Raw genomic sequence first — 24,337 nt, 5'->3', positions numbered from 1 at the left:
GGGTCTCAGGGACCGGTGGGGGACGGCAGGTAGGGCGCCGTCGAGGGGAGTCCCAGGTCCGAGGGGAGCAGGGAGGCCAGCCAGCAGTCTCTTCGTACGCCTTTGTTGTTGATGGCCGAGCGCAGGGTGCCTTCGAGGGTGAAGCCGGCGTTCTCGGCGACCGCGCGGGAGGCCGTGTTGCCGATTTCCGCCCGCCATTCGACGCGGTCGACGCGCAGGGTGGTGAAGGCCCAGCGGGAGGCGGTGCGGGTGGCCTCGGTGGTGTAGCCGTGGCCTCGGTGTTCCTTGGCGGTCCAGAAGCCGACCTCGGCGGTGCCCGGGGAGCGCATGGTGAGGCTGAGGAGGCCGGTGAGGCTTCCGCCGGGGAGGAAGACGCCGAAGGTGAACATCGAGCCGGTCGCCCAGCCCTCCGGGGCGAGCAGTTCGGTGAAGTTCTGGGCGTGTTCGGGGAGGTAGGGGGAGGGGATCGTGGTCCAGCGCTGGATGTCGGGGTCCTGGGCGGCGGTGTACACGGCGTCGGTGTCCTGGGGGCCGAGGGGGCGCAGGACGAGGCGTGCGGTGGTGAGGGTGACGGGCTCGGGCTCCATCGGCCGATTCTGCTTCGGGTGTCGGGTGGGCACCATGGTTTTGCGGTGCGTGAGCGTGTGATCACAATTCGCGCAATTCGTCCGGCGGGGTCGGCACCATCGGCGGGGCCCGGCCGTTGTCCCCTTTGAAGAGATTTTTGGAGCAGGTGCGCAGCAGTGTGCGGTCCTCGTCACGGCAGGCCTCCCGGCGTGGTGGGGTCCTCGCATACGATGGCCGTTGCTCAGTTAAGTCACATGGAAATCGACCGTCCCAGGCCCGACCGGCAAGGAGACCAACCCCCGTGTCCGTCCTCTCGAAGATCATGCGTGCAGGCGAAGGCAAGATCCTGCGCAAGCTGCACCGCATCGCGGACCAGGTCAACTCCATCGAAGAGGACTTCGTCGACCTCTCCGACGCCGAGCTGCGGGCCCTCACCGATGAGTACAAGCAGCGGTACGCCGACGGTGAGAGTCTGGACGACCTGCTTCCCGAGGCCTTCGCCACCGTGCGCGAGGCCGCCAAGCGCGTCCTCGGACAGCGCCACTACGACGTCCAGATGATGGGCGGCGCCGCTCTGCACCTCGGCTATGTGGCCGAGATGAAGACCGGTGAGGGCAAGACGCTCGTCGGCACGCTGCCGGCGTATCTCAACGCTCTGTCCGGCGATGGTGTGCACCTGATCACCGTCAACGACTATCTGGCCGAGCGCGACTCCGAGATGATGGGTCGCGTCCACAAGTTCCTGGGTCTGGAAGTCGGCTGCATCCTGGCCAACATGACGCCGGCCCAGCGTCGCGAGCAGTACCTGTGCGACATCACGTACGGCACGAACAACGAGTTCGGCTTCGACTACCTGCGCGACAACATGGCGTGGGCGCAGGACGAGCTGGTCCAGCGCGGCCACAACTTCGCCATCGTCGACGAGGTCGACTCGATCCTGGTGGACGAGGCCCGTACGCCGCTGATCATCTCCGGCCCGGCGGACCAGGCCACCAAGTGGTACGGCGACTTCGCCAAGCTGGTCACGCGCCTCAAGAAGGGCGAGGTGGGCAACCCCCTCAAGGGTCTTGAGGAGACGGGCGACTACGACGTCGACGAGAAGAAGCGCACGGTCGCCATCCATGAGGCCGGTGTCTCCAAGGTCGAGGACTGGCTGGGGATCGACAACCTCTACGAGTCGGTGAACACGCCGCTCGTCGGTTACCTGAACAACGCCATCAAGGCGAAGGAGTTGTTCAAGAAGGACAAGGACTACGTCGTCATCGACGGCGAGGTCATGATCGTCGACGAGCACACGGGTCGTATCCTCGCGGGCCGCCGCTACAACGAGGGCATGCACCAGGCGATCGAGGCGAAGGAAGGGGTGGACATCAAGGACGAGAACCAGACGCTCGCCACGATCACCCTGCAGAACTTCTTCCGCCTCTACGGCAAGCTCTCGGGCATGACCGGTACGGCGATGACCGAGGCCGCCGAGTTCCACCAGATCTACAAGCTCGGCGTGGTCCCGATCCCCACGAACCGGGCGATGATCCGCAAGGACCAGTCGGACCTGATCTACCGCACCGAGGTCGCGAAGTTCGAGGCGGTCGTCGACGACATCGCCGAGAAGCACGAGAAGGGTCAGCCGATCCTCGTCGGCACGACGTCGGTCGAGAAGTCCGAGTACCTGTCGCAGCAGCTCTCCAAGCGGGGCATCCAGCACGAGGTGCTGAACGCGAAGCAGCACGACCGTGAGGCGACGATCGTCGCCCAGGCCGGCCGCAAGGGCGCTGTGACGGTCGCGACCAACATGGCCGGTCGTGGTACGGACATCAAGCTCGGCGGCAATCCCGACGACCTCGCGGAGGCGGAGCTGCGGCAGCGCGGCCTCGACCCCGAGGAGCACATCGAGGAGTGGGCCGCTGCGCTGCCCGCCGCCCTGGAGAAGGCCGAGAAGGCCGTCAAGGCGGAGTTCGAGGAGGTCAAGGACCTCGGCGGGCTCTATGTCCTCGGTACCGAGCGGCACGAGTCGCGTCGTATCGACAACCAGCTGCGCGGTCGTTCCGGCCGTCAGGGCGACCCGGGCGAGTCCCGTTTCTACCTGTCGCTGGGCGACGACCTGATGCGGCTGTTCAAGGCGCAGATGGTCGAGCGCGTGATGTCGATGGCGAACGTGCCGGACGATGTGCCGATCGAGAACAAGATGGTCACGCGCGCGATCGCGTCGGCGCAGTCGCAGGTGGAGCAGCAGAACTTCGAGACGCGTAAGAACGTCCTGAAGTACGACGAGGTGCTCAACCGTCAGCGTGAGGTCATCTACGGTGAGCGGCGCCGGGTCCTGGAGGGTGAGGACCTGCAGGAGCAGATCCAGCACTTCATGGACGACACGATCGACGCGTATGTCGGTGCGGAGACCGCCGAGGGCTTCCCGGAGGACTGGGACCTGGATCGGCTGTGGGGCGCGTTCAAGCAGCTCTACCCGGTGAAGGTCACGGTCGAGGAGCTGGAGGAGGCGGCCGGTGACCGGGCCGGTCTGACCGCCGAGTTCATCTCCGAGTCCATCAAGGACGACATCCGCGAGCAGTACGAGTCGCGGGAGTCGCACCTCGGCTCCGAGATCATGCGTGAGCTGGAGCGCCGGGTCGTGCTGTCGGTGCTGGACCGCAAGTGGCGTGAGCACCTCTACGAGATGGACTATCTCCAGGAGGGCATCGGCCTGCGTGCGATGGCGCAGAAGGACCCGCTGGTCGAGTACCAGCGCGAGGGCTTCGACATGTTCTCCGCGATGATGGACGGCATCAAGGAGGAGTCCGTCGGCTACCTGTTCAACCTGGAGGTCCAGGTCGAGCAGCAGGTCGAGGAGGTCGAGGTCGAGGACCGCGAGCCGGTCGACATGGAGAAGCAGGACGTGGTGCCGGCGCAGGCGGGTTCGCGTCCGGAGATCCGTGCGAAGGGGCTGGATGCTCCGCAGCGCCGTCAGCTGCACTTCTCGGCGCCGACGGTGGACGGGGAGGGCGGCACGATCGAGGGCGACTTCGAGAGTGACGACGACGAGCCCGTCCGCTCGGAGGCCGACGGTCTCACGCGCGCGGAGCGCCGCAAGCAGGCGAAGGCCGGGCGGCGTCGTAAGAAGTAGCGGCATCGCGGTTGCGGTCGCCGTCGTGGTCGCGGTTGCCTGCGGCGCTGTGGACCGTGGGGCTGTGGGCCGTGTAGCGGCTTGAGGGTCGAGGGGCCGGGTCACCTTCGGGTGGCCCGGCCTTTTGCGTGCCAGGTGGCGGTGGCTGTGGTGGCTGCCTCAGTCGTCCTGGGTGTGGGGCCTGCGGGGGCCGTCGAGTTCGACTGCGGTGCAGCGCCAGCGGCGGTCCGTGCCGAGTTCCAGGCGGAAGGCCATCGCCCGGAGGCGGTCGCCGGCGCCGATGCGGGCGAAGGCCTCGATGGCGCCGGGCCGGGGGACGTAGTAGCCGATGTCGCGGACGACGGGGCGGGCGCTGTGGGCGGTGGCGCGCAGCGGGCCGCGTTCGGCGAGGTGTGCCAGGTCGTCGTAGGCGCGGCCGAGGGTGTGCCGGAGCATGAAGTGGACGGGGCGTTGGCCGGTCAGGACCGCCAGGAGGCGGTCGGCGAAGAGGTCGGTGGGGCGGGGCTGGGTGAGGGGGCGGCGGGGGGTCTGTGCGGGGACGGTGGGGGCGTGGGCGAGGGGCTGGGGGGTCGTGGGGCGGTTGTCGACGGGGCGGGCGCGGGTGGGGGAGGCGGTGCCGGGTGGGCGGCCGCCGTTCGGGGGCGTGCGCGGGGTGGCGTTGTTGGTGTTGCGGGGTGGGGCGCCTGCGGGGCGGCGGGTGTCGCGGCGGCCGGGCGGGCGGGTGCCGGGGTGGGCCTGCGTCCTGGTCATGACCTTGTTCATGGGGGTCCCCGTTCGTGGGCGGCTTCGGCTTCTACCGGTCGGTAACTTTGCCGTTGCGGATCTTGTACGGGGTCGCCGACCATGGCGGCAAGCGGGCGGTGCGCCTGTGGTGGGGGTCTGGAAGGTTCACCTATCAGGGGCGGTCCGGGGTGCGGAAAGCCCGGGGCTGCCGGGGTCGGCCGGGTGAGTTCCGGGGTGCGAGGTTGACGTCTGCGGGGGTGTGGGCAGGGACTCGAAAGGGGACGTCCGCACGTATCCTGAAGGCCCTCAGGGAGGTGCGGAACCGCCCTCCCGGGGGTGCCGAGTCCGAGCCTTGCGACCACGAAGAGAGCGGCCACCCATGCGTGTCTACGTCCCCCTGACCCTCCCCGGTCTCGCCGAGGCGCACAAGACGGGTGAGCTGGGGTCCGGGCCGCTCGTCGCGTACGCCGTCACGCCCGCGTTGCGCGAGTGGTACCTCTCCGAGGACCTGGAGGAGCTGGAGTACGCGGCGCTCGGCAGGGCCGCGCTCGCCTCGCTGCGACTGCTGGCGGCGGACCCGGGCGCCCCTCGGCGGCGGGTCGTGGTCGCCGTGGACGTACCCGACCGCGCGGCCGCCGTGGACCCCGACCGCGGGCTGGATCCGGCGGCGCTGGGCGAGGTGCGGGTGAGCGGCGTCGTGACGCTGGCCAAGGCGGCGGCGGTGCACGTCGACGCCGGCGAGGCGGAGGTCGCGGCGGACGTGCGCGCGGCCGCGCAGGCGGTCGCGGCGGCGGACGGCGGGGACGACGACGCGCAGGTCGTCGTGGACGGGGCCGAGGACCACGAGCTGCTGTGGTTCGCCACCCAGGAGATTGCGGGCCTGGTGGGTTCGGGGGACTGAGCTCGCGTCGGGCTCGCGTCCAGCTTGCGTCCAGCTTGCGCCGGGCCTGTGCTGAGTGCGCGTCGAGCTCGCTCACTTGATTGTCAGTGGCGGCGGGTACGTTTGCAGGCATGGGGAAGCACGAAGCGGCGCACATCGTCTGGGACTGGAACGGGACGCTGCTCAACGACAACGACGCGATCATCGGGGCGACGAACGCGGCATTCGCCGAGCTGGGGCTGGAGCCGCTCACACTGGAGCGGTACCGGGCGCTGTACTGCGTGCCGGTGCCGAAGTTCTACGAGCGGCTGATGGGGCGGCTGCCGACGGACGCCGAGTGGGAGGTCATGGACGAGATCTTCCACCGGTACTACGCGCAGCACCGGGTGCGGTGCGGGCTCACCGAGGGCGCGGTGGAACTGCTCGCGGGGTGGCGGTCGGCGGGGCACAGCCAGTCCCTGCTGAGCATGTACGTGCATGAGGAACTTGTGCCGCTGGTCCGCGGGTTCGGGATCGAGCCGCACTTCGTCCGGGTCGACGGGCGGACCGGGCCCTCCGGGGGCAGCAAGGCCGAGCACATGGTGCGGCACCTGCGGGCGCTGAACGAGGTCGAGCCGGAGCGCACGGTGGTGATCGGGGACGCGGCGGACGACGCGGTCGCCGCGCTGCACGTGGGGGCGCGGGCCGTGTTGTACACCGGCGGGTCGCACAGTCGGGCCAGCCTGGAGGGGGTGGGGGTGCCGGTGGTGGACACGCTGGGGGAGGCGGTCGAGGTCGCGGGGCGGTTGGCCGCGGCGTAGGACTCCGTCGGTCGGGTCCGGTCGGTCTGGTCTGGTCCGGTCGGCTCCGGTCCTGCTCGCTCGGGTTTTTCTGGGCTCGCTCGGGTTTCCCGGGCTTCTCAGGCTCTTGGTGCGGGTCGGTGTGGTGCGGCGTCCTGAGGGCGCCGCACCTGTCGGTGGGACTTGGGCTGCGGGTCGAGTGCGGGCGTGCGGGTCAGGTCGCCGGCGCCTTTGCGCGGAGCACGGTCAGGAACTCGCGCATCCAGGCGGAGTGGTCGGGCCAGGCGCGGGCGGAGACGAGAGTTCCGTCGACGACTGCCTCGGCGTCCTGGAAGGTGGCGCCGGCCGACTGCATGTCGAGCTCCAGCGCCGGGTACGCGGTGACGCGTCGGCCGCGGAGGGCGTCGGCGGCCGCGGTCAGCAGGGGGCCGTGGCAGATCTGGGCGACGGGCTTGTCGGCGTCGAAGAACGACTTGAGGATCTTGCGGAGTTCGGGGTCGTTGCGGAGGTACTCGGGGGCGCGGCCGCCGGGGATGACGATCGCGGCGTACTGACCGGGGTCGACCTCGGAGAAGGCGAGGTCGGCGGGCCAGGTGTAGCCGGGCTTCTCGGTGTAGGTGTCGAAGCCGGGTTCGAAGTCGTGGACGACGAACTGAAGCTTTTTGCGGGTGGGGGCGGCGATGTGGACCTCGTAGCCCTCCTCCTGGAGGCGTTGGTAGGGGTAGAGGACTTCCAGGGACTCCGCTGCGTCGCCGGTGACGATGAGGATCTTCGTGGGCATGGCGGGCGGCTCCTCTCGGGCGGGCGCTGTCGTCTGCAACGTGCCTCTTGGGGGTGCGGTTGCCAAGAGGGAGCGCTCTTTCAGCGTCCCGCGGTGGGAGGTCGGCGTCGACTTTTCTCGCCCCCGCCGCCCCCGCCGCCCCCGCCGCCCCCGCCGCCCCCGGAACCCCCCCCGCGCGTCACCCACCCCACCCGTCCCGCTCCTGTGCAGAACGTCAAACTTTGTGGCCATGTTTTGTACACATACGGCTCATGACGGCGGGGCCGTACGGGGAGATAGCCTTAGTGGCGTGATCAGCGCGATATCTCGCGGGGGCGTTGTCGCCTCTGCCCTGCGCCCGGTGCTTGCGGACCATCTCCGCGGCCGGGCGGCGGACGCTGGTCGGCGCGGGCGGGGCCGGGGCGCAAGGGGCCCCAGGACGCCGTACACCCCCGGGAAGAGAGCGACGCGGAGAGCAGCGTCACACCTCCTGGTGGTGTCGAGAATGGCTGATAAGCCCCCGCTCATCTCACCTTGCGGCATAGCGTCGGAGCAGACCGGAGACCCCGGGCCGTGGCGGTCGAGCCGCAGGGGAAGAGACCGTACTTCCTTCTACGTCACGCAACGGCGCGCGACAGGAGTCAGAGGACAATGCAGACCAAGCTGGACGAAGCCAAGGCCGAGCTGCTCGAGAGGGCGGCCCGGGTCGCTGAGAACAGTCCGGTCGGGGGGCACCTACCGACTGGGACGACGGGCGAGGGCACGCCAGGCACTCCAGGTACTTCGGGCACCCCGGGCACCCAGGGCACCCCGGATCATGACGCCCTCCTCGCGTTCCTCCAGCGCTACTACCTGCACACCGCCCAGGAGGACCTGAGCGACCGCGACCCGGTCGACGTCTTCGGAGCAGCGCTTTCGCACTACCGGCTCGCCGAGAACCGGCCGCAGGGCACCGCCAATGTCCGGGTCCACACGCCCACCGTCGAAGAGAACGGGTGGACCAACAGCCATTCCGTCGTCGAGGTCGTCACCGACGACATGCCGTTCCTCGTCGACTCCGTCACCAACGAGCTGACCCGGCAGGGGCGGGGGATCCACCTCGTCATCCATCCGCAGGTCGTCGTGCGGCGCGATGTGACCGGCAAGCTCGTCGAGGTGCTCAGTGTTCCGCCCGCCAACGCGGAGCTGCCGCACGACGGGCATGTCGAGTCCTGGATCCATGTCGAGATCGACCGGGAGACCGACCGCGCCGACCTCAAGCAGATCACCAACGACCTGCTGCGCGTGCTCTCCGACGTCCGGGAGGCCGTCGAGGACTGGGAGAAGATGCGGGACACCGCGCTGCGGGTCGCCGATCACCTCCAGGAGGAGCCCGCGCCCGGCGATCTGGCGCGGCCCGACATCGACGAGGCCGGTGAGCTGCTGCGCTGGCTGGCCGCCGATCACTTCACCTTCCTCGGCTACCGCGAGTACGAGCTGCGGGGCGACGACTGCCTCGCCGCCGTCCCCGGGACCGGGCTCGGCATCCTGCGGTCCGACCCGCACCACTCCGAGGGGGACGGTCACCCCGTCAGCCCGTCCTTCGAGCGGCTCCCGGCCGATGCGCGGGCCAAGGCGCGCGAGCACAAGCTGCTGGTGCTGACCAAGGCCAACAGCCGGGCCACCGTGCACCGGCCGTCCTACCTCGACTACGTCGGGGTGAAGAAGTTCGACGCCGACGGGAACGTCGTCGGCGAGCGCCGCTTCCTCGGGCTGTTCTCCTCCGCTGCCTACACCGAGTCCGTGGTGCGGGTGCCGGTCGTGCGGCGCAAGGTCCAGGCCGTGCTGAAGGGCGCCGGCTTCTCGCCCAACAGCCACGACGGGCGCGATCTGCTCCAGATCATGGAGACCTACCCGCGCGACGAGCTGTTCCAGACCCCGGTGGACGAGCTGCGGGCCATCGTCACCTCCGTGCTGTACCTGCAGGAGCGGCGGCGGCTGCGGCTCTATCTGCGGCAGGACGAGTACGGGCGCTACTACTCCGCGCTCGTCTACCTGCCTCGCGACCGGTACACGACCGGGGTGCGGCTGCGGATCATCGACATCCTGAAGGAGGAGCTGGGCGGGACCAGCGTCGACTTCAGTGCCTGGAACACCGAGTCGATCCTGTCCCGGCTGCACTTCGTCGTCCGGGTCCCGCAGGGCACCGAGCTGCCCGAGCTGTCCGACGCCGACAAGGACCGCATCGAGGCGAGGCTCGTCGAGGCCGCCCGGTCCTGGGCCGACGCCTTCGGCGAGGCGATGAACGCCGAGTGCGGCGAGGAGCGGGCCGCCGAGCTGCTGCGGCGCTACAACAACGCCTTCCCCGAGGGCTACAAGGCCGACCATACCCCGCGCGCGGCGGTCGCCGACCTGGTCCATCTGGAGCGGCTCACCGGGGAGCGGAACTTCTCGCTCAGCCTGTACGAGCCGGTGGGCGCCGCGCCCGACGAGCGCCGTTTCAAGATCTACCGCAAGGGCGAGGCGATCTCCCTGTCGGCGGTGCTGCCGGTGCTGAGCCGCCTCGGCGTCGAGGTGATCGACGAGCGGCCCTACGAGCTGCGCTGCGCGGACCGCAGCAACTCCTGGATCTACGACTTCGGTCTGCGCATCCCCAAGTCGCTGGCCGGTCCCGGCGGCGACTTCCTCGGCGACGACGGGCGCGAGCGGTTCCAGGAGGCGTTCTCCGCGACCTGGACCGGCAAGGCGGAGAACGACGGGTTCAACGCGCTGGTGCTGGGCGCCGGGCTGCACTGGCGGCAGGCGATGGTGCTGCGCGCGTACGCCAAGTACCTGCGGCAGGCCGGGTCCACCTTCAGCCAGGACTACATGGAGGACACCCTCCGGACGAACGTGCACACGACACGGCTGCTGGTGTCGCTGTTCGAGGCGCGGATGTCGCCGGACCGGCAGCGCGCCGGGCACGAGATCGTCGACGCCCTGCTGGAGGAGCTCGACGCCGCGCTCGACCAGGTGGCCTCGCTCGACGAGGACCGCATCCTGCGGTCGTTCCTGACGGTCATCAAGGCGACGCTGCGCACGAACTTCTTCCAGGAGCGCGCGGGCGGCCTGCCGCACGACTACGTGTCCATGAAGTTCGACCCGCAGGCCATCCCGGACCTGCCGGCGCCCCGGCCCGCATTCGAGATCTGGGTGTACTCGCCGCAGGTGGAGGGCGTGCACCTGCGCTTCGGGAAGGTCGCGCGCGGGGGCTTGCGCTGGTCGGACCGGCGGGAGGACTTCCGGACCGAGGTCCTCGGTCTGGTCAAGGCGCAGATGGTGAAGAACACCGTCATCGTGCCGGTCGGCGCGAAGGGCGGCTTCGTCGCCAAGCAGCTGCCCGACCCGGCCGAGGACCGTGACGCGTGGCTGGCCGAGGGCATCGCCAGCTACAAGACGTTCATCTCGGCGCTGCTCGACATCACCGACAACATGGTCGGCGGGGAGGTCGTGCCGCCGGCCGACGTCGTGCGGCACGACGAGGACGACACCTACCTGGTGGTCGCGGCCGACAAGGGCACGGCGACGTTCTCCGACATCGCCAACCAGGTCGCCGAGTCGTACAACTTCTGGCTCGGGGACGCCTTCGCCTCCGGCGGCTCGGCCGGCTACGACCACAAGGGCATGGGCATCACCGCCCGCGGCGCCTGGGAGTCCGTGAAGCGGCACTTCCAGGAGCTGGGCGTGAACACGCAGGCCGAGGACTTCACGGTCGTCGGCATCGGCGACATGTCCGGTGACGTGTTCGGCAACGGCATGCTGCTCTCCGAGCACATCCGTCTGGTCGCCGCCTTCGACCACCGGCACATCTTCCTCGACCCGACCCCGGACGCGGCGACCTCCTACGCCGAGCGCCGCCGGCTGTTCGAGCTGCCCCGCTCCAGCTGGGCCGACTACGACACCGGCCTGCTGTCGGCGGGCGGCGGCGTCTTCCCGCGCACGGCGAAGTCGATCCCGGTCAACGGGCACATCCGGGAGGCCCTCGGCATCGAGCCGGGCGTCGCCAAGCTGACCCCGGCCGACCTGATGAAGGCGATCCTGCGGGCGCCGGTGGACCTGCTGTGGAACGGCGGCATCGGCACGTACGTGAAGTCCGGCACGGAGTCGAACGCCGACGTCGGCGACAAGGCCAACGACCCGATCCGGGTGGACGGCGCCGACCTGCGCGTCAAGGTCGTCGGCGAGGGCGGCAACCTGGGCCTGACCCAGCTCGGCCGGATCGAGTTCGCGCTGCGCGGCGGCGGGATCAACTCGGACGCCATCGACAACAGCGCGGGCGTGGACACCTCCGACCACGAGGTGAACATCAAGATCCTGCTCAACGGGCTGGTCGCCGAGGGCGACATGACCGTCAAGCAGCGCAACAAGCTGCTCGCGGAGATGACCGACGAGGTGGGCGCGCTCGTCCTGCGCAACAACTACGCGCAGAACACGGCGATCGCGAACGCGCTCGCCCAGTCCAAGGACATGCTCCACGCCCAGCAGCGCTTCATGCGTCACCTGGTGCGGGCGGGCCATCTGGACCGGGCGCTGGAGTTCCTGCCCACCGACCGGCAGATCCGTGAGCGTCTCGGCTCCGGCCAGGGCCTGACCAGCCCGGAGACGGCCGTCCTGCTCGCCTACACGAAGATCACGGTGTCGGACGAGCTGCTGGCCACCTCGCTGCCCGACGACGACTACCTGCGCAGCCTGCTGCACGCGTACTTCCCGACGGCGCTGCGCGAGCGGTTCCCCGAGGGCATCGACAGCCACCCGCTGCGCCGCGAGATCACCACGACCGTGCTGGTCAACGACACGGTCAACACGGGCGGCACGACGTATCTGCACCGGCTGCGCGAGGAGACCGGCGCGTCGCTGGAGGAGATCGTGCGGGCCCAGACCGCGGCCCGGGCGATCTTCCGCGCGGGCCCGGTGTGGGACGGGGTGGAAGGCCTGGACAACCGGGTCGAGGCCGCCGTCCAGACCCGGATCCGGCTGCACTCGCGGCGGCTCGTCGAACGCGGTACGCGCTGGCTGCTGAACAACCGGCCGCAGCCGTTGCAGCTCGCCGAGACGGTCGACTTCTTCGCCGAGCGCGTCGAGCAGGTGTGGTCGCAGCTGACGAAGCTGCTGCGCGGCGCGGACCTGGAGTGGTGGCAGCGGATCTACGACGAGCTGACCGCCGCCGGGGTCCCGGACGAGCTGGCCACCCGGGTGGCCGGGTTCTCCTCGGCGTTCCCGGCGCTGGACATCGTCTCGGTGGCCGACCGTATGGGCCGTGACCCGCTGGAGGTCGCCGACGTCTACTACGACCTCGCCGACCGGCTGCACATCACCCAGCTGATGGACCGCATCATCGAGCTGCCGCGGGCGGACCGCTGGCAGTCCATGGCCCGCGCCTCCATCCGCGAGGACCTGTACGCGGCGCACTCGGCGGTGGCCGCGGACGTCCTGGCCGTCGGCAACGGCAGCTCGACGCCCGAGCAGCGCTTCAAGGCGTGGGAGGAGAAGAACGCGGCGATCCTGGGCCGCGCGCGGGCCACGCTGGACGAGATCCAGGGCTCGGAGACGTTCGACCTGGCCAACCTGTCGGTGGCCATGCGGACGATGCGCACGCTGCTGCGGTCGCACTCGTAGGCCGTCACGCGTAGGCCCGGGCCTGACCGCTGACAGCAGAAGGGCGCCCCCCGATCCGTCGGGGGGCGCCCTTCTCGCGTGTCGAGCCGTCGACGTCGACGTCGACCAGGTCGGTCCGTCCGGGCTACTTGGCCGCGGGCGCCGGCTTCTTCTTGGCCTTGGGGTCGGTGAAGGCCTCGTACGCCTTGATGACCTCTTGCGCGGTCCCGTCCATCATCAGTTCGCCGCGCTCCAGCCACAGCGCCCGCTCGCAGGTGTCGAGGATCGAGCTGTTGCTGTGGCTGACGAGGAACACCGTGCCCGCGTGCTCGCGCATCTGACGGATGCGCTCCGCGGAGCGGTTGCGGAACTTGGCGTCGCCGGTGGCCAGGGCCTCGTCGATGAGCAGGACGTCGTGGTCCTTGGCGGCGGCGATGGAGAAGCGCAGCCGGGAGCCCATGCCGGAGGAATACGTGCGCATCGGCAGGGAGATGAAGTCGCCCTTCTCGTTGATGCCGGAGAAGTCGACGATCTCCTGGTAGCGCTCCTTGATCTGCTCCCGGGTCATGCCCATGGCCAGACCGCCGAGGTAGACGTTGCGCTCGCCCGTCAGGTCGCTCATCAGGGCGGCGTTGACGCCGAGGAGGGAGGGCTGCCCGTCGGTGTAGATCCTGCCGCGCTCCACCGGGAGCAGCCCGGCGATCGCCTTGAGCAGGGTCGACTTGCCGGAGCCGTTGGTGCCGATCAGGCCGATCGCCTCGCCCTTGTAGGCGACGAAGGAGACGTTCTTGACGGCGTGCACGGTGCGGACGCCGGACACCTTGTCGGCCTGCTTGCGGCGCACGATCCGGTTGAGGGCGGCGGTCGCGCTGCCCTTGCCGCCGACGGTGCCGTTGACGCGGTAGACGATGTCGACGCTGTCGGCGATGACGGTGGGGGCACGCTCGGCGGTGATGTCGGCGATGTCCTGCGGGGCGGTGCGGTTTGCGTTGTCAGCCACGGCCGTACGTCTCCTCAGCCTTCCAGAAGTAGATGAACCCGCCGACGCCGGCGAGCACCGCCCAGCCGGTCGCGACCAGCCACACGTGGGGTGGCAGCTGGCTCGCGTGGAACGTGTCGATCAGGGCGAAGCGCATCAGGTCGATGTAGACGGCGGCGGGGTTGGCCCTCAGCAGGTCGGCGACCCAGGGCGGCATGCCGGCGTGCTTGTCGATCAGGTTGTCGATGCTCCACATCACTCCCGAGATGTACATCCAGGTGCGCAGGAGGAACGGCATCAACTGGGCGACGTCCGGCGTCTTGGCGCCCAGCCGGGCCATGATCATCGAGACGCCCGCGTTGAAGACGAACTGTAGCGTCAGCGCCGGGATCACGAGGATCCAGGAGGGGGCCGGCGGCACGCCGACGGCGAGCAGGATGAACACCAGGGCGGCCATCGAGAACAGCAGTTGCTGCAGTTGCTGCAGACAGAACGAGATCGGCAGCGCGGCCCGCGGGAAGTGCAGGGCCCGGACCAGGCCGATGTTGCCGGAGATGGCCCGGGTGCCCGTCATGATCGAGGTCTGCGTGAAGGTCCACACGAACACGCCCGTGACCAGGAACGGGATGAAGTCCGCCACGCCTCGCTTGGTGTCCAGCAGGACGCCGAAGATGAAGTAGTAGACCGCCGCGTTCAGCAGGGGGGTCATCACCTGCCAGACCTGGCCCAGCTTCGCCTGGCTGTACGTCGTGGTGAGCTTGGCGGTGGCGAAGGCGGTGATGAAGTGGCGGCGCGCCCAGAGCTGGCCGATGTACTCCGGCAGGGAGGGGCGGGCGCCGCTGACCGTGAGGCCGTGACGGGCGGCGAGGGCCGCGAGGTCGCCGTCGGGCACGGCGGCCGTCGTCCGGGGCGGTGTGTGGAGGACCTGACTCACATCCGCTGCTTTCACTCGGGGGGGAGGGGGTGCGGGCGTCCGGCGCCCCGTGCTCCCGACGTTTTCCTTACGCTTTTCTTTACGTTTTCTTACGTCGGGACGGGACCGTATCGTCGCAACGTGAGAGTAGGCCGAGTTGACGCCGGAACGCAACCGTTTCGTCGTAACGCCCTATGCTGGTCGGCATGACGACGAACGCGACGAACGCCGATGGACCCCAGGTGCGCCCGCGCCGCCGGGCGCCCGCGGGTGCGGCCGTGCTCCGCGAGGATGTGACGGAGGCCATCCGGGCCGCCGTGTTCGAGGAGCTCGCGACCGTCGGCTACGCCCGGATGTCCATCGAGGGCATCGCCCGTCGGGCCGGCGTGGGCAAGACGGCGGTGTACCGGCGCTGGCGCTCCAAGCTGCACCTCGTCCTCGACATCGTCTCGGTGATCGCCGTGCAGGGGCTGCCGGCCCCGGAGACGGGCAGCCTGGAGGGTGATCTGCGGATGCTCTACGAGGTGACCTCGCGGGCGCTGCGGCACCCGGTGGCCTCGCAGATCATCCCGGACCTGCAGGCCGAGGCGGCCCGCAACCCCGAGATCGCCGAGGCCCTGCAGAAGGTGCTGAAGGAGGGTCAGGAGGGCGTCGCCCTGAAGATCGTGGCGGCGGCGGCCGAGCGCGGCGAGATCCGCGAGGGGCTGAATCAGGAGCTGGCACTCGATCTGATCTCCGGTCCGCTTTACTGGCGTTCGGTGGTGATCCGCAGCCCGAAGCTGCCCAAGGGGTACCTGGGCGCGCTGGCGCGGGCGACCGCCGAGGCCATCAAGGCGCTGTGAGGGGAGTCGAGCCGGTTATGAGAGTCGTCCTGGCCGAGGACAACGCCCTGCTGAGGGAGGGCCTGGTCCTGTTGCTGACGTCGGCCGGGCACGAGGTGGCGGCCGTCGCCGGCTCCGGCCCCGAGGTCCTTCCGGCACTGCTCGAGCACCGGCCGGACGTGGCGGTGCTCGATGTGCGGATGCCGCCGGGCTTCCGCGACGAGGGGCTGCGGGCCGCGCTGGAGGCCCGCGAGAAGATCCCCGGGCTGCCGGTGCTGGTGCTCTCCCAGTACGTCGAGGAGTCCTATGCCGCCGAGTTGCTGGGCGGGGGCGCGAGCGGGGTCGGCTATCTGCTGAAGGACCGCGTGGGCCGGGTGGACGAGTTCCTCGACGCCCTGGAGCGGGTCGCCTCCGGCGGCACGGCTCTCGACCCCGAGGTCGTCACCGAGCTGATGACCCGCCGCCGCGACTCGCCGCTGGACTCGCTCACCCCGCGCGAGCGCGAGGTGCTGAAGCTGATGGCGGAGGGCCGCGACAACACGACCATCGCCGACACCCTCGTCATCACCGAGCGGTCCGTCAGCAAGCACATCGGCAACGTGTTCCTGAAGCTGGGCCTCCCGGCGAGCGACACCGGACACCGGCGGGTGCTGGCCGTGCTGGCCTACCTCAACAACGCCTGACCCGCCTGCGCCAACCGCCCGGCCAACTCGGCGAGTTCGGGCAGCCACAGCACCCGGTCGCCGGACCCGGGCAGCGGCACGTGCAGCGCGGCCGTCCACCCCCGCGGAACGTCGTCGATCCCGTGGACGGCCCCGGCGAGCGCGCCCGTCACCGCCGCGACGGTGTCGGTGTCGCCGCCGAGATCGACGGCGGCCCGGACGGCGTCCTCGAAGCCGGAGGTCGTGCGCAGCGCCCAGACCGCGGAACCGAGACAGGGCCACACCGCCCCGTTGAACTCGGTGGCGAGGTCGGGATGCCAGTCCGGGGCCAGGACGACCGCGTAGCGCTCCCGGTGGTCGGGGTGGACCTCGGCGAGGATCTCCGGGAGCGCGGGCAGCGGGTCGGCTCCCGTGAGGGCGATCCGCACCAGCTCGTGGAGGACGGCCGTGCCCTCCCAGGCCGCGCGGTCCCCGTGGGTGAGCGCGGCGAGCCTGCGGGCCGCGTCCATGGTCGCCGTGCGGCCCTGCGGCGCGAAGTACACCGCGGAGGTGGCGGCCCGCATCAACGAGCCGTTGCCCGCGCCGCGTTGACTGGTCTGGAAGTGCAGGGCGGCCGCGGTGTCCCAGGGGTCGCCGCTGGTCAGGACCGCCTCGGTCTGGAGGCCGATGTCCTTGGGGTCGGCGGCGGCCCAGCGCCGGAACCGCCGGAAGACGTCTGCGGGTTCCAGTCCGCCGCACTCCAGCAGCGACTCCCCGACGAGGACGGCCATCTGCGTGTCGTCGGTCGCCTCCCCCGGGTCCCAGCCGCCGCCCCCGCACATCTCGCCCCCGTGCCCGGCGGACGGGAAGCGCTCGGAGAATGCGCCCTCCGGCCCGAACTCGAAGGGTGCGCCCAGCGCGTCCCCGACGGCGGAGCCGATGACGCAGCCGACGGCTCGGTGCAGGGGGTGCGGGCCCGGGCGGTCGGGGAAGGCGGCGGAGTCGATCATGCGGGCAGCCTACGAGGACCGCGTGCGTCTCCCTATGCCTGCGCCGCCTGCGGATGCGGTCGGCTCGTGTCTTCCTGTGCCTGCGCCGCCTGCGGATGCAGGCGTACCCAGCCCTCCCACGCCGAGGCGATCATGTCCTGGACGTCGTGTGTGGCCTTCCAGCCCAGTTCGCCGGCGATGCGGTCGGCGGCGGCGACGACGCGGGCGGGGTCGCCGGGGCGGCGCGGGGTGACCGTGGGCGGCCGGTCGTGGCCGGTGACCGCGTTGACGCGGTCGATCATCTCCCGTACCGAGACGCCCTGTCCGCGCCCGATGTTGAGGATCAGCTCACGGCCGGGGTCGGCCGCCAGCGCGCGGGCCGTGGCGACATGGGCCTCCGCCAGGTCGACGACGTGGATGTAGTCGCGGACGCAGGTGCCGTCGGGGGTCGGGTAGTCGTCGCCGAAGATGCGCGGCGGCGCGTTCTCGGTGAGCCTCTCGAAAACCATGGGGACGAGGTTGGACACGCCCACGTCCGCGAGGTCCGCGCGTGCCGCCCCGGCCACGTTGAAGTAGCGCAGCGCGGCCGTGGACAGGCCCGTGGCCCGGCCGGTCGCCCGCACCAGCCACTCGCCGGCCAGCTTCGTCTCCCCGTACGGCGACATCGGGACGCACGGGGTGTCCTCGGTGACCAGGTCCACGTCCGGCATGCCGTACACCGCGGCCGAGGAGGAGAACACGAAGGACGCCACGCCGGCGGCGGTCACCGCCTCCAGGAGGACTCTGAGGCCCTCCATGTTCTCCCGGTAGTAGTGCAGCGGCCGCTGCACCGACTCCCCGACCTGCTTCTTCGCCGCGAGGTGCACGACACCGGTGACGGAGTGCTCGGCCAGGGTGCGCGCGACCCGCTCCCCGTCCAGCGTCGAGCCCACCACCAGCGGCACGTCGTCCGGCACGCGCTCGGCGATGCCCGTGGACAGGTCGTCGTAGACCACCGCCCGCTCGCCCGCCTCGGTCATCGCCCGTGCGATGTGCGCCCCGATGTAGCCGGCGCCGCCCGTGATCAGCCAGGTCATTCGAGACCGCCCCCTCGTCGATTGCCCGTGATGGCATGTCTTAGCACCCCATTGCGTGCCATGGGGTGTGTTGGTGCATTTTGATGCCTTCGCGGAGGAGGCGGGCTTCCCGCTACCGGTTCCCCGGCGCCTCCTCCGTCACCGCCGCGTCCAGTGCCGCGGTGAGCTGGTCCAGGCGCTCGCGCAGGTCGCCGATCTCGCCGAGTTCGAAGCCGGTGGCGCCGACGATCCTGCGCGGCACCTCCAGGGCCCGGTCGCGCATCGCCGCGCCCTCCTCGGTCAGCCGTACCTCCACCGAGCGCTCGTCGCGGGCGCTGCGCTCGCGTCGGACCAGGCCGGCCGCCTCCAGACGCTTGAGCAGCGGCGAGAGCGTGCCGGAGTCCAGGCGCAGGTGTTCGCCCAGGCTCTTGACGGGCAGCGGGCCCTCCTCCCAGAGGACCAGCATCACCAGGTACTGCGGATAGGTGAGCCCGAGGTCCTTGAGGATCACGCGGTAGACGCCGTTGAAGGCGCGCGACGCGGCGTGCAGGGAGAAGCAGATCTGGCGGTCCAGGCGGAGCCAGTTCTCGGTGGCGTTCTCCTGGCCGACGGAGGGCAGCGGGGCGTTCATGACTCCAGAGTAGCCCTTACGCGCCATTTGATTGTGCCCAATTGAATTGTGTGCTCTACTTATCTCCGTGAGGCGGCCGGACCGGGCCGCCGGAACGACCTGAGAGGGATGGTTTTCCATGGAAGCGCTCTACACCGCTGTCGCCACCGCCACCCACGGCCGCGAAGGACGCGCCGTCTCCTCCGACGGCAAGATCGACCTCGCACTGGGCTTCCCGGTGGAGATGGGCGGCAACGGCGAGGGCACCAACCCCGAGCAGCTGTTCGCCGCCGGTTACGCCGCCTGTTTCGGCAGCGCCCTGGGCCTCGTCGGCCGCGCGGCGAAGGTCGACGTCAGCGACGCCGCGGTGACCGCCGAGGTCGGCATCGGCAAGCAGGGCGAGGGCTTCGGCCTGAAGGTGACCCTGCGCGTGGAGCTGCCCGACGCGGTGGACGAGGCGACCGGCCGCAAGCTCGTCGAGCAGGCCCACCAGGTCTGCCCCTACTCCAACGCCACCCGCGGCAACATCGAGGTCGACCTCGTCGTCGAGTAGTAGTCGTCGAGCACTCGTCAGCGCGCAGTCGTCAGTGCGCGGACTTCGAAGAGCGGTTCCCCGGGGACCGAGTGACCTGCCGGTCCTCGGTCCCCGGCCCTCTGTCCCCTGCCCCCGGCCCTCATCGCATCGAGTGCGTCTCGGCGGGCGCCGGCCGAGCCGCCGCCCGTCTCGTCCGGCGGGCCCGCAGCCACAGCGCGGGCACCCCGAGCAGTACCAGCCAGAAGTACCCGGGCAGGCTCAGGGCCCGGCCGGCCAGATGCGGACGCAGGTACAGGACCGCCAGCGGCACCGCCGCGGTGAGCGCCCACCGGCCCAGCACGGCGGCCCGCCCGTCGCGTTCCCACACGGCGACGATCACCACCGCCCCGACCGCCGCCACGCCGAACGTGACCGCGTCCACGAGCAGGATCAGCCCGTACAGCGTGCCGAGCCACGCATACCCCCAGCAGCTTTCGAGCCCGCTCGGGCCGACATGGCGGACCGTGCGGCGGACCGCCCCCGCGCGTGTGCCCGTCGACGCCCACGCCCAGAAGGTCAGTCCGACGGCGAACGCCGGCCGCTGGCCCAGGTCGCCGGCCCAGAGCAGCGCCACGGCGGACAGACAGCCCAGGACCGGCGCCCAGCGGCGGTCCGTCAGCACGCGCGTGAAGCGGCCGATCCCGGTCAGCAGCACCAGCAGGCCGACGGGATCGGCTACCGCGGCGCGGCCGAGCGGGTCGATCCAGTACACGAGCGACATCGCCGACCAGACCAGAGTTCCGCAGAACCGGTACGGCGTCGGCTGCCAGGAGGTGCGGGCACAGGGGCGCATTCGTCACGCTTTCCCTGTCGCGGCGCCGCGCTCCCGAAAGCTAGGCCGCACGGGTCAGCGGTACTCGGGAAGCCGCGCCGAGCGGTCCACGGGCGCGGGGATGCGGACGGCACGGCCCTCACCGGCCGGCGCGTCCTGCGCGTCCTGCACGTCCTGCGCTTCGCCCAGCAGGATCCCTCGCACGACGCGTTCCGCGGCCCGGCCGTCGTCGTACTCGCAGAAGCGCTCCCGAAACGCCGCCCGCAGCCGGGTCGACTCGGCGTCCTGCCACGCGCCGGAGCGGAACGCCTCCGCCAGTTCCGCGTCCGAGCGCGTCACATGCCCCGGCGGCTCGGCGGTGATGTCGAAGTACGCGCCCCGACTCGCCCGGTAGGCGGCCCAGTCGTCGGCGTGCACGACGATCGGCCGGTCCAGGTTGGCGTAGTCGAACATCAGCGCCGAATAGTCGGTGATCAGGGCGTCGCAGGCCAGCAGGACGTCCTCGACGTGCGGCTCGTCCGTGACGTCGGTCAGCGCACCGCGCCGGTGCAGATCACGCAGCAGCAGCGCCCGTTCGGGATGACGCGCCAGACTCGGATGGAGCCGGACCAGCAGCCGGAACCCCGGGCCGAGCGAACCGGCCAGCGCCTCCAGGTCGACCCGCTGCACATGGCGGCCCTTGCGGTAGTCGCGCAGCGTCGGCGCGTACAGCACCGCCGTCTCGGCCGGTTCGACGCCCAGCCGCTCGCGCAGCTCCGCGCCGCGCCCGGCCCCGCCCCCGACCAGGACGTCGTTGCGGGGACTCCCGCTGCGCAGCGAGGTGAAGTGACAGGGGTAGGCCTGCTGCCAGACCTCCTCCGAGTGCCGGTTGGCCACCAGGCTGACGTCCCATCGGTCGCTGCGCCGCAGCATGCCCCGCAGGTCGGTGCCGTGCCGGGCCCCCGGACGGCTCCGGAGGTCCAGCGCCATGTACTTGAGCGGCGTGCCCCGGTGCGTCTGCACATGCACCGAACCGGGACGTTTCACCAGGTCACCGGCCCAGTTGCAGTCGTTGATCCAGTGCTTCGCGCGCGCCATCACCCGGTAGTAGCGCCAGGAGCCCGTCGTCACGTACTCCGTGCCCGGGGGCACCAGCCCCGCCGCCTCTGGCCGCACCACCCACACGCCCCGCAGCTGCGGCGCCAGCTCGGCGGCCCGCAGGCGGATCGCGTGGGGATCGCCGTTCACGGCGCGGCTGTGACCGGCGGAGTACACGGCGAGCTCCGGGTCGAGGGGCCGCCGCAGCTGCAGCCGGTACCAGGACCGCTTGAGGCGCCGCACGACCAGGTCGCGCATCCGCCGCGCCTTCCGCCCGACCGCCCGGCGGCCGCGTCGCGCCGCGCCGAGGGCGAGATGGGCGCTGTAGGGGGCGGCGGCCAGCAGCCGGATCTCCGTACGGCGGGACTCCCGGGGCGCGACGAAGCCCGGCGGAACGTGCCTGCGGTAGAAGGCCCGGATCCGCCGGTGGAACTCCCTGCGGTCGCCGCGCAGGACCCGTTCCGGGCGGGCCACGGCGAACAGCATGTGGTCCAGCGCCCGTTCGAACAGCAGCGGTCGGGCCCAGTCGAGGCCGGGCCGCTCGGCGAGGAAGGCGAAGAGCCCCTCGTACTGCTCGAAGATGTCGAAGTGCTTGCGCCCGGGGGTGCGGGTGATCGCGCCCTGCCGCCGCTGCCGGTACTCCACGCCCACCCGGTCCAGACAGGCGATCCGCTCCGCCGTGACCATCGTCTGGTAGGTGACGGGCGCGTCCTCGTACAGCCCCGGCCGGTACTGGAAGCCGTGCCCCAGGAAGAAGTCCCGGCGGTAGGCCTTGTTCCAGGCGACCAGGAACAGATGCAGGAACTCGGGGCGCTCGCGCAGCGCGAACGTGTCGGCGCCGGCCTGTTCGAGGAGGTCGGCGGCGTCGCTGCGGCCCGCGCGGCCCCACCAGTGGGTGCGGACGTGGTCGAAGACCAGGATGTCGGGGTCGCGGGTCGCGTCGAGCCGGTCGGCGACCGCCCGCAGCAGCCCCGGCGTGTACCGGTCGTCGCTGTCGAGGAAGAGGACGTAGTCGCCGGTGGCGTGCGGCAGGCCGGCGTTGCGGGCGCGGCCCAGGCCCACGTTCTCCGGCAGGTGGACGGCCTGCACCCGCGGGTCGCGGGCCGCGTACTCGTCGAGGATCGCTCCGCAGCCGTCGGGCGAGCAGTCGTCGACCGCGATCACCTCGAGGTCGTCGAACGACTGCTCGAGGACGGAGTCGAGGCATTCGCGCAGGAAGCCCTGCACCTTGAAGACAGGGACGATGACGCTGAAGCGGGGCACGAAGGTCAGCTCCTCGTAGCGGCGGCGGCGGTCGGCACGGCGGCGGGCGCGGGCGTGCGGCGGGCGAGCGGCACGACGGGCTCGATCCGCTCGGCCGGTTCCCCGAGCAGCACCCGGCGTACGACGCGCTCGGCGGCGCGTCCGTCGTCGAACTCGCAGAACCGGGCCCGGAACCGGGCGCGCAGCTCGGCCGCCTCCGCGTCCGCCCAGCGGCCGGAGCGGAAGACGGCGGCCAGCTCGTCGGGGGTACGGGCGACCGGGCCGGGCGGCGCGCCCAGGAAGTCGAAGGTGACTCCGCGCGTCTCGCGGTAGACGTCCCAGTCGTCGGCGTACACGACGATGGGCCGGTCGAGGTTGGCGTAGTCGAAGACGATCGACGAGTAGTCGGTGATGAGGGCGTCCGCGGCCAGACACACGTCCTCGGACGAGCGGTGCCCGGTGACGTCGATGATCCGCTCGTCGCGCGGACGGGCGCGCTCGTCGTCGTAGAAGTAGTGGGCGCGCAGCAGGATCACGAAGTCGTCGCCGAGGGCCTCGCACAGCGCCTCCACGTCGAGCCGGGCGTCGAACCCGGTGTCGTGGTCGCGGTGCGTCGGCGCGTACAGCAGCGCGGTACGGCCCTCGGGTACGCCGAGCCGCTCGCGGACGCGCCGGACGTCGTCCGCGGTCGCCGTGTAGTAGACGTCGTTGCGCGGATACCCGTATTCGAGCATCTCGTAGTGGGCCGGGAAGGACCGCTCCCACACCTCGGTGGAGAGCCGGTTCGAGCTGAGGTTGTAGTCCCAGCGGTCGACCCGGCCGAGCAGCCGGTCGAAGCTTCCGGTGGCGGCGGCGATCACCGGGTACGCGGCCTGCTCGACGCCCATCTTCTTCAGCGGGGTGCCGTGCTGCGTGGACAGATGCACGCTGCCGGGGCGTTTGACGACGGCCCCCTCGAAGTTGGCGTTGTTGACGAGGTACTTGGCGCGGGCCAGGACCTGCCAGTAGCGGCGGCTGCCGATGACGGCGTGGTCGATCCCCTCCGGCAGGGCATGCACCTGGTCGGCCGTCACGAGGAACACCGAGCGGATGTGCGGGGCGAGTTCGGCCGCCTTGGCGTGGATCGCGGCCGGGTTGCACGCATAGCCGCGGCCCCAGTAGGCGCAGTACACCGCCAGGTCGGGATCGATCCGGCGGCGCAGCTGACGCCGGTAGTGCAGGCGGCTGCGCGCTCCTTCGGCGCGCGGGACGCGCCGGCCGGCCGCCGACGCCTTCCGGTGGGCGCTGTGCAGCGCGTGGAACGCCGTGTACGCGCCGGCCGCCAGCAGCCGGTGCTGCACCCCCAGGCTCCCGCCCGGCCTGCGGAAACCGGCCGGGCGATGGCGCCGGTACAGCCGGCCTGCGCGCCGGAAGAAGGCCCGGCGGCGCAGGCGCGGCAGCCGGGTCGGATGCGCGGCGGTCTTCAGGACGGCCGCGAAGAGCTGCTCGAACAGCGGCCCCGACCGGTCCTCGGACAGCCCGAGCTCGGCCGCCCGGTCCAGCACCAGCTCGGCCCGGTCCAGCAGCTCCGTGTGATGCCCGCCCGGCCCGTTCTCCGGGTCGCCCTGCCGCCGCAGCAGATGCCGTACGACGACCGAGCGCAGCACCGCGACCCGTTCGGCGTGCACGGTGGCCAGCCCGCCGAAGCCGACGTCCGTGAAGTGCCCGTCGGGGAAGACGAGCCGGTGCTCGGCGAGGAAGGACCGCCGGTAGAGCGTGCCCCACGCGGGCAGCCGCACCCCGGTCAGCTGCGGGGCCTCGGCGGGGGAGAAGGCGCCTCGCGGGGTCGTCGCCAGCAGCGTCGCCGCCGGGTTGGCCGACTCGCCCTCCCACCAGGGGACGCGCTCGTGCTCGGCGTACAGGACGTCCACGTCGCCGGTCTCGGCCAGCCGGGCGTCCAGCGCCGCGAGCGCGCCCGGGGCCAGCGAGTCGTCGCCGTCGAGGAACAGCAGATACGTGCCGGTCGCCGCCCGCAGCCCGGCGTTGCGCGCCCCGGCGGGGCCCGCCGACGGGGGGGACTGCACCGGGACCACCCGGGAGTCCCGCACGGCGCACGCATCGGGCTCCTCGCCGACCGGGATCAGCTCGAAGTCGCCGAAGGACTGGGCGAGGACGGAGTCCAGCGTGCCCCGCCGGGGCGCCGACGGGACGATGATGCTGAAGCGGGGCATGCTGCTCTTTCTCT

Annotated in this window: 18 protein-coding genes; 7 read left to right on the top strand and 11 right to left on the bottom strand. The window is 71.1% G+C overall.

The genetic code is table 11. The features are described from left to right. Positions 1-5 precede the first annotated feature (5 nt). Positions 6-587 carry a GNAT family N-acetyltransferase gene (locus tag ACWD4O_RS18075; RefSeq protein WP_451280838.1) on the bottom strand — a complete coding sequence of 194 codons (582 nt, stop codon included), beginning with the start codon at positions 585-587 and terminating at the stop codon, positions 6-8. Between the two features lie 281 nt (positions 588-868). Here ACWD4O_RS18075 and secA point away from each other — a divergent pair, with 281 nt between their 5' ends. Continuing rightward, positions 869-3,685 (top strand): preprotein translocase subunit SecA, encoded by a 2,817-nt coding sequence (gene secA, locus ACWD4O_RS18070; protein WP_450945564.1) that lies wholly within the window; start codon positions 869-871, stop codon positions 3,683-3,685. Between the two features lie 159 nt (positions 3,686-3,844). On the opposite strand, the gene ACWD4O_RS18065 is transcribed toward secA, so the two are convergent. After that, complete coding sequence (locus ACWD4O_RS18065) at positions 3,845-4,447, bottom strand: Rv3235 family protein (protein WP_451280835.1); 603 nt, start codon at positions 4,445-4,447, stop codon at positions 3,845-3,847. 340 nt (positions 4,448-4,787) lie between these two features. On the opposite strand from ACWD4O_RS18065, the gene ACWD4O_RS18060 reads away from it, so the two are divergent. Together ACWD4O_RS18060 and ACWD4O_RS18055 are read left to right on the top strand one after the other, a co-directional pair. Continuing rightward, positions 4,788-5,309, top strand: coding sequence for a DUF6912 family protein (locus ACWD4O_RS18060; protein ID WP_451280833.1), 522 nt, complete (start codon positions 4,788-4,790; stop codon positions 5,307-5,309). Positions 5,310-5,419: 110 nt separating this feature from the next. Continuing rightward, positions 5,420-6,088: an HAD family hydrolase gene (locus ACWD4O_RS18055; protein ID WP_351919160.1), complete on the top strand. Its 669-nt coding sequence runs from the start codon at positions 5,420-5,422 to the stop codon at positions 6,086-6,088. A gap of 193 nt (positions 6,089-6,281) precedes the next feature. On the opposite strand, the gene ACWD4O_RS18050 is transcribed toward ACWD4O_RS18055, so the two are convergent. Then, the gene (locus ACWD4O_RS18050; RefSeq protein WP_451280831.1) at positions 6,282-6,848 is read right to left on the bottom strand and encodes a DJ-1/PfpI family protein; all 567 of its coding nucleotides are present in this window, start codon (positions 6,846-6,848) and stop codon (positions 6,282-6,284) included. Positions 6,849-7,478: 630 nt separating this feature from the next. Here ACWD4O_RS18050 and ACWD4O_RS18045 point away from each other — a divergent pair. After that, positions 7,479-12,461, top strand: coding sequence for an NAD-glutamate dehydrogenase (locus ACWD4O_RS18045; RefSeq protein ID WP_451280829.1), 4,983 nt, complete (start codon positions 7,479-7,481; stop codon positions 12,459-12,461). Positions 12,462-12,585: 124 nt separating this feature from the next. Here ACWD4O_RS18045 and ACWD4O_RS18040 read toward each other — a convergent pair whose 3' ends face one another. Together ACWD4O_RS18040 and ACWD4O_RS18035 are read right to left on the bottom strand one after the other, a co-directional pair. Next, a complete protein-coding gene (locus tag ACWD4O_RS18040; RefSeq protein ID WP_451280827.1) occupies positions 12,586-13,440 on the bottom strand; it encodes an ABC transporter ATP-binding protein in 855 nt (284 codons plus the stop codon). Continuing rightward, entirely contained in the window at positions 13,433-14,353 is a 921-nt protein-coding gene (locus tag ACWD4O_RS18035; RefSeq protein ID WP_450945570.1) for an ABC transporter permease, read from the bottom strand. Before ACWD4O_RS18035 ends, ACWD4O_RS18040 begins: the two co-directional genes overlap by 8 nt. A 173-nt stretch (positions 14,354-14,526) precedes the next feature. On the opposite strand from ACWD4O_RS18035, the gene ACWD4O_RS18030 reads away from it, so the two are divergent. Together ACWD4O_RS18030 and ACWD4O_RS18025 are read left to right on the top strand one after the other, a co-directional pair. Continuing rightward, entirely contained in the window at positions 14,527-15,174 is a 648-nt protein-coding gene (locus ACWD4O_RS18030) for a TetR/AcrR family transcriptional regulator (RefSeq protein ID WP_451280825.1), read from the top strand. 17 nt (positions 15,175-15,191) lie between these two features. After that, positions 15,192-15,836: a LuxR C-terminal-related transcriptional regulator gene (locus ACWD4O_RS18025; RefSeq protein ID WP_450945572.1), complete on the top strand. Its 645-nt coding sequence runs from the start codon at positions 15,192-15,194 to the stop codon at positions 15,834-15,836. Here the strand turns inward: ACWD4O_RS18025 and ACWD4O_RS18020 are convergent. From ACWD4O_RS18020 to ACWD4O_RS18010, 3 genes are all read right to left on the bottom strand, one after another. Further along, entirely contained in the window at positions 15,818-16,804 is a 987-nt protein-coding gene (locus ACWD4O_RS18020) for an ADP-ribosylglycohydrolase family protein (RefSeq protein WP_451280823.1), read from the bottom strand. The two genes, ACWD4O_RS18025 and ACWD4O_RS18020, sit on opposite strands and share 19 nt — an antisense overlap. Before the next feature lie 32 nt (positions 16,805-16,836). Beyond that, entirely contained in the window at positions 16,837-17,859 is a 1,023-nt protein-coding gene (galE, locus tag ACWD4O_RS18015; protein ID WP_451280822.1) for a UDP-glucose 4-epimerase GalE, read from the bottom strand. A gap of 112 nt (positions 17,860-17,971) precedes the next feature. Then, on the bottom strand, positions 17,972-18,469 hold the full coding sequence (locus ACWD4O_RS18010; RefSeq protein ID WP_451280820.1) for a MarR family winged helix-turn-helix transcriptional regulator: 498 nt from the start codon (positions 18,467-18,469) through the stop codon (positions 17,972-17,974). A 118-nt stretch (positions 18,470-18,587) separates the two neighbouring features. Here ACWD4O_RS18010 and ACWD4O_RS18005 point away from each other — a divergent pair, with 118 nt between their 5' ends. Further along, a complete protein-coding gene (locus ACWD4O_RS18005; protein ID WP_450945576.1) occupies positions 18,588-19,001 on the top strand; it encodes an organic hydroperoxide resistance protein in 414 nt (137 codons plus the stop codon). 121 nt (positions 19,002-19,122) lie between these two features. Here ACWD4O_RS18005 and ACWD4O_RS18000 read toward each other — a convergent pair whose 3' ends face one another. The 3 genes from ACWD4O_RS18000 to ACWD4O_RS17990 are packed head-to-tail and all read right to left on the bottom strand — an operon-like array spanning position 19,123 to position 24,323. Then, positions 19,123-19,815 (bottom strand): hypothetical protein, encoded by a 693-nt coding sequence (locus ACWD4O_RS18000; protein WP_451280819.1) that lies wholly within the window; start codon positions 19,813-19,815, stop codon positions 19,123-19,125. A 54-nt stretch (positions 19,816-19,869) separates the two neighbouring features. After that, positions 19,870-22,134, bottom strand: coding sequence for a bifunctional glycosyltransferase/CDP-glycerol:glycerophosphate glycerophosphotransferase (locus ACWD4O_RS17995; protein ID WP_451280817.1), 2,265 nt, complete (start codon positions 22,132-22,134; stop codon positions 19,870-19,872). Positions 22,135-22,139: 5 nt separating this feature from the next. Continuing rightward, positions 22,140-24,323: a bifunctional glycosyltransferase/CDP-glycerol:glycerophosphate glycerophosphotransferase gene (locus ACWD4O_RS17990; protein ID WP_451280815.1), complete on the bottom strand. Its 2,184-nt coding sequence runs from the start codon at positions 24,321-24,323 to the stop codon at positions 22,140-22,142. Positions 24,324-24,337 lie beyond the last annotated feature (14 nt).

The organism is Streptomyces sp. NPDC002623, from assembly GCF_053592635.1.
The sequence above is the reverse complement of the archived record's forward strand: the minus strand, read 5'-3'. Positions and strand labels throughout refer to the sequence as shown.

What these genes read in the sequence shown, in the direction of transcription:
- ACWD4O_RS18075 (WP_451280838.1), bottom strand. Translation starts at nt 587, where the DNA reads ATGGAGCCCGAGCCCGTCACCCTCACCACCGCACGCCTCGTCCTGCGC.
- ACWD4O_RS18065 (WP_451280835.1), bottom strand. Translation starts at nt 4,447, where the DNA reads ATGAACAAGGTCATGACCAGGACGCAGGCCCACCCCGGCACCCGCCCG.
- ACWD4O_RS18060 (WP_451280833.1), top strand. Translation starts at nt 4,788, where the DNA reads ATGCGTGTCTACGTCCCCCTGACCCTCCCCGGTCTCGCCGAGGCGCAC.
- ACWD4O_RS18055 (WP_351919160.1), top strand. Translation starts at nt 5,420, where the DNA reads ATGGGGAAGCACGAAGCGGCGCACATCGTCTGGGACTGGAACGGGACG.
- ACWD4O_RS18050 (WP_451280831.1), bottom strand. Translation starts at nt 6,848, where the DNA reads ATGCCCACGAAGATCCTCATCGTCACCGGCGACGCAGCGGAGTCCCTG.
- ACWD4O_RS18045 (WP_451280829.1), top strand. Translation starts at nt 7,479, where the DNA reads ATGCAGACCAAGCTGGACGAAGCCAAGGCCGAGCTGCTCGAGAGGGCG.
- ACWD4O_RS18030 (WP_451280825.1), top strand. Translation starts at nt 14,527, where the DNA reads ATGCTGGTCGGCATGACGACGAACGCGACGAACGCCGATGGACCCCAG.
- ACWD4O_RS18025 (WP_450945572.1), top strand. Translation starts at nt 15,192, where the DNA reads ATGAGAGTCGTCCTGGCCGAGGACAACGCCCTGCTGAGGGAGGGCCTG.
- ACWD4O_RS18020 (WP_451280823.1), bottom strand. Translation starts at nt 16,804, where the DNA reads ATGATCGACTCCGCCGCCTTCCCCGACCGCCCGGGCCCGCACCCCCTG.
- galE (WP_451280822.1), bottom strand. Translation starts at nt 17,859, where the DNA reads ATGACCTGGCTGATCACGGGCGGCGCCGGCTACATCGGGGCGCACATC.
- ACWD4O_RS18010 (WP_451280820.1), bottom strand. Translation starts at nt 18,469, where the DNA reads ATGAACGCCCCGCTGCCCTCCGTCGGCCAGGAGAACGCCACCGAGAAC.
- ACWD4O_RS18005 (WP_450945576.1), top strand. Translation starts at nt 18,588, where the DNA reads ATGGAAGCGCTCTACACCGCTGTCGCCACCGCCACCCACGGCCGCGAA.
- ACWD4O_RS18000 (WP_451280819.1), bottom strand. Translation starts at nt 19,815, where the DNA reads ATGCGCCCCTGTGCCCGCACCTCCTGGCAGCCGACGCCGTACCGGTTC.
- ACWD4O_RS17990 (WP_451280815.1), bottom strand. Translation starts at nt 24,323, where the DNA reads ATGCCCCGCTTCAGCATCATCGTCCCGTCGGCGCCCCGGCGGGGCACG.